Origin of the sequence: Hymenobacter terrestris, from assembly GCF_013377905.1 — a bacterium.
GTDB classification, from domain to species: Bacteria; Bacteroidota; Bacteroidia; order Cytophagales; family Hymenobacteraceae; genus Hymenobacter; species Hymenobacter terrestris.
Map to the genome: position 1 here is coordinate 1 of NZ_JABKAV010000109.1, position 6,253 is coordinate 6,253.

The window sequence follows — 6,253 nt, forward strand, 5'->3', positions numbered from 1 at the left end:
CATGCGGTGGCCGTGAGTATCATGGTGCCCGTGACCATTCCGGTGCAGAAGCAGCCGTAAGCTAGCTCTGCTGGGCCTCGTATGGATGGCTTTTATTAATTTCCTCCTATTTCTGAACGGCGCGCGTTTACCCTCGGACCATCTATTTATTTGCTCCTCGGTGGGCTTTTCACGGGCCGGTCCTTTTCAGCGGCGGCGAGCGCTTCGGCCAGTGGGTAGCGGTCGATAACCACTTGATGGGGGCCGGGCTTGCGCGCATCGGCGGGGCTGTCGAAGGCCACGAGCAGGTGCTGGTCGTCGAGCAAGGCCATGCCTTCGGCCTTGTCCTGGCCGGCGGTGGGGCCATGGCCGTGGGGCACGTCGAAAAGGCGGCGCATTCGTTTGGCGTCAAGCAGGCTGTCGGCCGCTTGCTGCGTGGCATTGGGCCAGCGGTACACGGCAATGGTGCCGTCGAGGTCCATGGTGGGGCCGGCCAGCACCAACAGGTCGGCCCCGCACAGGCGCAGTTCGCGCACGCCCATGCCGCCCAAGTCCAAAAAGTGCTTGCGGTAGTGCTTTTCGGCCGCGCCGGGCACGGCGTGCAGGCGCAGGCGACCGGGCTTGTCTTCTTCCACGCGCAGCTCCAGCACTACGGCCCAACCGCGGAGCACGGGCCCGCGCAGGCCCACAAACACGTGGCTGCCCGACGATACCGACAGGCCTTCAATGTCGAACCCGTTGTCTTTGCTGGGGATGGACAGAAACGGCTTCAGGTGCGGGTCGTGGGCCAGGGCGTCGAGCAGTTCGTTGCTTTCATCGGTGCCGCGCAACTGGGCGGCGTGGAGCATCTGAGTGGGGTCGGTGGGGTGCGGGGCTTTTTTGTGCAGCTCAAAATTGCCGGTGGCGGGGTTGCGCAGCAGCGGGATGCGGGCCAGCAGGTTGCGGTTGGGCGCTGCTTTCACCTTGGCCAGGCGCGCCAGCTGCTCGGCGGTGTCGGCCCCTTCTTTTTCGGGTTTTTTCCGTTTGAGGCTGTGCGAGCCGACCAGCCAGAGGTAGTGGCCGTCGGTGGCCATGCCTTCGATATCAATTTCGGCATCTTCGCCGCTGGGCAAGTCCAGCAAATCGGCCAGTTGGTAAGAGCAATGCTCGCCGAACGCGTGCGGGCCCGTGCGCCGCAACCGCTCCAGGCTGGTGCGTTCGTCGCAGCTCACCCACAGGTTGTCGTCGGTGAGCAGCATGGAGGAGAGGCCATCGCGCACGTGTTTCTTCGCGACGTTGAAACTGAGCGCGGGGGTGAAATGCAGGGTGAAAGGCTGGCGGCGCATGGGGTAGGGGGCAGCAAGGAAAATCAGAATAACGGGCGGGCCCTGGGCAAACGGAGAATGGCGCGAGGGGGTTGGCGAGCGGCAGCTAAGGCCCTATGGCAACCTCGCTGCATTTGCTAGGACACAATCTAAGGCTCCTTTTGTCGTTTGGACCGAAGGCTTCAACGCCCTTGTCTGGGAAATTGGGCAACTGGTGCAAGCGATTGCTGCCAGCAAGCCGTATTTCCGTCCCAACCTGGATGTTTACGTGGGTCTGATCTGCGAAGAACCTCCATTTGAAGGCTTCCACAAGCCCCGCCGTCCGCGGCTCCGCCGCACACGCGACGCATCCGGCAACGTGACGAACTACGCGTTCACCTACGAGATTGCCATTCCGTACGCCAGCGTCGGGGAACAGGACTTGGTGCAGCTCACCAAGCGTGGCTTTTTGGACAGCCTCACTTTCTTTGACAAAATTAAGGCATTCGACACCAAGCCTTTCCAGAAGGATGTGTTCGACGCGGTGGTTGCTTACCAGCACGAGCCCATTTATCTATCTGAGCAACGTGTACCCCCTTAGGCAGCGGTTGCTGGCATCTTCGTACGAGAGCCGTTCAGGGAAACGGTCCCAAGCTAAACGTGGCAATTCAGTTTAAGGAGGATTTCATAGTTATCTGTACCTTTCACTCGTCATGCCCGCACCGTTCTCAGTGGAAGCCATCACCTTGACCCTCCGCCAAGCTGGGCACTATTCCGTTGCCGACGAATTGCTGACGCAAGAAGCCGCTGCCTCGACTGGCGGTGAGTTGGTAGCGGCCGCGAGTTCACGGCTTCTAGGGCTTAAACTCCATTACCTGCATATCTACGGCGTAATTCAACTGCAAGCGGAGTTGTGGCTCACCGAGGGCCGAAGTGGGGCCGTTATCATTCCTACTTGTCCAGACGGCGGCTACCAGTAGCCGAGCAATGTCTGGGAAAACGGTGATTTAGAAAGTCTATCCCGGTGTCGTGGCGTTCACTCCCGCCTAGCAGCGCGGGTTATCCCAGTTGGGCTAATAGCTCAAACAGGGGCTGGTTGACGTAGTAGTTGGAGTTGGCGTGCTTTTGCTTGACCAGCACGCCGTCCTCGGCCAATTTGTTCAAGTAACCCGCCGCCGTGGGCCGGCTCACCTGCAGTTCCTGCTGCACGAATTCGATGCGGGTGTAGGGGTGTCGGAACAAGTTGTTGAGCAGATCCTGGCTGTAGAACTTATAGGGACGCAGCCGCTGCTTCGTCTCCTGCATCAGCGCGCGCAGGGCCGTGATCAAGGCAATGCTCTCGCGGGCCGTTTGCTCGACGCCCGTGAGCATGTACAGCAGCCACGGCTCCCAGTCGCCGGTGTCGCGCACGGCCTGCAGGTGGCGGTAGTAGTCGGCTTTGTGCTGGGTAATGAAGCGGCTCAGGTAGAGGACGGGCAGGTCGAGCAAGCCCTTGAGCACCAAGTACACGATGTTGAGGAGGCGCCCCGTGCGGCCGTTGCCGTCGTAAAAGGGGTGGATGCTCTCGAACTGGAAGTGGAGCACGGCCATTTTTACGAGCGGGTCCACGTCGTGCAACGAATCGTCGTTGAGGTACTGCGCCAGGTTCCCCATCAGGTCCAGGATGACGGCCGGGTCCTGCGGGGGCGTGTACACCATCTCGCCCCGCTGGTTTTTCAGGGCGGTGCCCGGCAGCTTGCGGTAGCCCCCGCCGTCGCGCTTGAGCTCCTCCTGGATGCGGGCGATGTGGTTGGTGTTCAAAAACCCGTGCTGCTGGACCAGCGCCGTGCCCATGCGCAGGGCCGACGCGTAGCGCTGCACCTCCTTGGCCGCGGGCGAGTCGCCCAGTTGGAGTTCGGCGTTGAAGAGTTCGTCGTGGGTGGTGACGATGTTTTCGATGGCCGAGCTGTCTTTGGCCTCCTGCAAGGGCAGCGTGTCGAGCAGCAGGCGCTCGTTGGGGATGGCGGCTACCAAGCCCTTGAGTTCGGCCAGGGCCCGGTGCGCCGCCGGCAGTTTTTTGAGCACGGCGCGCGTTTCCAGTTCGGCGGTGGGCGGCAGCGCGGACGGTTGCCAGGCAGTCGGCATGAGGGAAAGGGAAAAGCGTCACGGGTAAAGCCCCGTTGGCTGTGTAAAGAAACTCGGTATTTCTTTGCAAAGCCAACAACCCTTTGTAAAAGAAATCACTTTTCTCTTACAAAGGGTCGGGCCTTGAAATTGATCCGTTCATTCAAAGGAGGGTTCGTTTAAGAAGTGCTACAAGCTATGCACCATAGATTTGCCATTATGAATCGGTCCGACAAGAACATAAAAAAAACCCCAACCGTGAAGGGTCGGGGCTGAAACAGGGGAACATAAAGAGTGACCGCTTACGGTAAGCTTTACGCTTATTATACCACTCCTAAGTACTTAATCATGTCTGCATATCCACTCTTTGCACTTGCCTCGTCAGGGTAAGTAAATGTTGTTGCCACTGAGTATGTATGTGCGATGACAACGACATGATCGTAACGATCAGGCGTCTGTTGGTTTACTTCTCGTTTGATGCTCACAACATTATCAATATTAATGACGTGTTGATTTTGGGGATTTTGAGGGTCTTTGATGGAAATAAAAGCCATTGGGTAAAAGGGGTTATGTGGAGTGAGCCAACAAGTTACAGCTTACCAGAATACATCGATTTCCGTTATTGAGACTTTCCTTCACAGGCATTCTATATGTCGTTCAGCAAAACGGTCCGACTAGCAAAACGAGCGTTGAGAAAATAAGGCTTGGGTAATCGTTACGACGCCGATAACTGCAATTCCAATCAGTGCAGACTTCATCTGCGCAAAGCGCTGCCGGTGGGTGTAACTGAAAAAAAAGGCCGACCCCACCAAGCCGGTGAAGAAGGCCAGCGCATGCATCCCGCGCAGGATGAGTTCGGACCCGATACCGACTCGTTTAGCACCAAAGGCGAGCACGAGCCCGAAGACAATCAGGGAGATACCCAGGATTCCCCGCTGGTTGAAGTTAAGCGTAACGTTACTGTTCATGACGAGAAAGAGATAAGGCGCAAGCTAGGATACGAAAGTAAAGGTAAGGCAAGCCTCAGACAGCTATACTTGTTCAGAAAAAGGGTGGTTTAGATTGTCAGCATTCTAGGCAAGTTGCTGCCAAAGTATGAAAAAGCCCCGCGCCCTCGATTGAGGAACGCGGGGCTTTGCCCGTAGATAGGAGCTGGCAACTACTTACCCGGCGGGTGAAACAAAGATACGCGGCCGGCGCACTTCTGGCTAACGGTCGGGGCTTGCGGTGGCTCCGCTGGTGGGGTGTGTACCCCTACATGTACCCCGAGAAAGATAAAAGCCCGTTTCTGAATCAGAAACGGGCTTTTTGCAGAGGGGATGGGATTCGAACCCACGATGAGCTTGCACCCATACACACTTTCCAGGCGTGCTCCTTCAACCACTCGGACACCCCTCTGGGTGTGGTTAAGCAGGCGCAAAATAACACCCGATTTTCCGGAAACGCAAGCCCCCGCCGCTTTAGCTGGGCCAGCAGTGCCGCTGGCACGGTGTTTCAGGCGCTATAAGCACGGCGTAGGGGCGGGGCTTGTCCCCGCCCCTACGCCGTTGAACGGTTGTCGTTGAACGGTTACCGTGGCAATGGCGCGAACGGCGGGCGGGGACAAGCCCCGCCCCTACATCGTGCTGGTGACATCGTTTCATCGAAGGGTAGCGCGGCGAAGTCACTTCGGGCGTGCCCGTTCTGGTGGCGCTACAGCGGCGTTATTTCCCCACGCAGGTCCTGGGCCAGCAGGCGGCGGGCCGGGCTCGATTCCAGGTTCAGGCCGAGCACGAACATAAGCTTGGTGATGGCGGCTTCCACCGTAATATCATCGCCGCCCACAATGCCGAGCTCCGAGAGGTAGGCGCTGGTTTCGTAACGGCCCTGCAGCACCCGGCCCTCCTCGCACTGGCTCACGTTGAAGAGCAGCACACCCCGGTCGGAGGCCTCGCGCAGGCACTGCAGGAACCAGGGCGCGGTGGGCGCGTTGCCCGAGCCGTAGGTTTCGAGCACGCAGCCGCGCAAATCGTCGAGCTCCAGCTGGGCCCTCAGCACCCGCTCGCTCAGGCCCGGAAACAGCCGGATGAGGGCCACCCGCTCATCGAAGCGCTGATGAACGTGCAGCTTACCGGCGGGCAGCATCCTTATCTGCTTGTCGTGGAACATGAGCTCGATGCCGGCCTGGGCCAAAGGCGGGTAGTTTTCACTGCGAAAAGCGTCGTACTGCTGGCTTTCCACCTTTTTGGCCCGGTTGCCCCGAATCAGCAGGTCGTTGAAAAACAGGCACACCTCGGGCACGCGCACCGTGTTGCCCACGGGGTGGCGGGCAGCGGCCATTTCCAGCGCCGTTACCAGGTTGCGGCGCGCATCCGTCCGGATACCGCCCACGGGTACCTGCGCTCCGGTAAAGACCACCGTTTTGCCCAGGTTTTCGAGCAGAAAGCTCAGTGCCGCCGCCGAATAGGCCATGGTATCGGTGCCGTGCAACACCACAAAGCCGTCGTATTGGTCGTATTTGTCGGCAATGAGGGCGGCCATGCGCAGCCAGTCGTCGGGGGTAACATTGCTCGAATCAATCGGCTCGCCCAGGTTCACCACCTCCACCGCCATATTCAGCTGGCGCAGTTCAGGCATCTTGCGCCGGATCTGCTCGAACTTCATCGGCACCAGCTCGCCGCGCTTGTTGTACGCCATGCCGGCCGTCCCGCCGGTGTAGATGACAAGAATGGATGTTTCCAAGGAGGTAGTTTGGGGTGATGGGGTGATAAAGGTACGCTGCCGTAGGGGCGGGGACAACCGAAGGACAGCGAAGCTAAACCCCGCCCCTACGCCGTTCTGGTTTCTCCAAACAGCGCCAGGGGGTTGCGGGGGGTGGCCCCGGCTACTTCCTCTACCGACACCCCGCG

General features: G+C 59.2%; 6 protein-coding genes and 1 tRNA gene. 1 reads left to right on the forward strand and 6 read right to left on the reverse strand.

Annotation, left to right across the window (positions count from 1 at the left end):
- Window positions 1-146 precede the first annotated feature (146 nt).
- A complete protein-coding gene (locus HW556_RS17740) occupies window positions 147-1,304 on the reverse strand; it encodes a DUF3616 domain-containing protein (protein WP_176901459.1) in 1,158 nt (385 codons plus the stop codon).
- Between the two features lie 193 nt (window positions 1,305-1,497).
- Here HW556_RS17740 and HW556_RS17745 point away from each other — a divergent pair, with 193 nt between their 5' ends.
- Entirely contained in the window at window positions 1,498-1,863 is a 366-nt protein-coding gene (locus HW556_RS17745) for a hypothetical protein (protein WP_176901460.1), read from the forward strand.
- Window positions 1,864-2,321: 458 nt separating this feature from the next.
- On the opposite strand, the gene HW556_RS17750 is transcribed toward HW556_RS17745, so the two are convergent.
- The 5 genes from HW556_RS17750 to HW556_RS17770 all read right to left on the reverse strand — a co-directional run bounded on the left by HW556_RS17750 (window position 2,322) and on the right by HW556_RS17770 (window position 6,086).
- Complete coding sequence (locus HW556_RS17750) at window positions 2,322-3,386, reverse strand: Fic family protein (protein WP_176901461.1); 1,065 nt, start codon at window positions 3,384-3,386, stop codon at window positions 2,322-2,324.
- 302 nt (window positions 3,387-3,688) lie between these two features.
- A complete protein-coding gene (locus HW556_RS17755; protein ID WP_176901462.1) occupies window positions 3,689-3,919 on the reverse strand; it encodes a hypothetical protein in 231 nt (76 codons plus the stop codon).
- A 120-nt stretch (window positions 3,920-4,039) separates the two neighbouring features.
- Window positions 4,040-4,333, reverse strand: a complete 294-nt coding sequence (locus HW556_RS17760) for a hypothetical protein (RefSeq protein ID WP_176901463.1) — start codon at window positions 4,331-4,333, stop codon at window positions 4,040-4,042.
- Between the two features lie 343 nt (window positions 4,334-4,676).
- Window positions 4,677-4,763, reverse strand: a tRNA-Ser gene (locus HW556_RS17765).
- Between the two features lie 294 nt (window positions 4,764-5,057).
- Window positions 5,058-6,086, reverse strand: coding sequence for an asparaginase (locus tag HW556_RS17770; protein ID WP_246289712.1), 1,029 nt, complete (start codon window positions 6,084-6,086; stop codon window positions 5,058-5,060).
- Window positions 6,087-6,253: the final 167 nt, after the last annotated feature.

What these genes read in the sequence shown, in the direction of transcription:
- HW556_RS17760 (WP_176901463.1), bottom strand. Translation starts at nt 4,333, where the DNA reads ATGAACAGTAACGTTACGCTTAACTTCAACCAGCGGGGAATCCTGGGT.
- HW556_RS17740 (WP_176901459.1), bottom strand. Translation starts at nt 1,304, where the DNA reads ATGCGCCGCCAGCCTTTCACCCTGCATTTCACCCCCGCGCTCAGTTTC.
- HW556_RS17750 (WP_176901461.1), bottom strand. Translation starts at nt 3,386, where the DNA reads ATGCCGACTGCCTGGCAACCGTCCGCGCTGCCGCCCACCGCCGAACTG.
- HW556_RS17755 (WP_176901462.1), bottom strand. Translation starts at nt 3,919, where the DNA reads ATGGCTTTTATTTCCATCAAAGACCCTCAAAATCCCCAAAATCAACAC.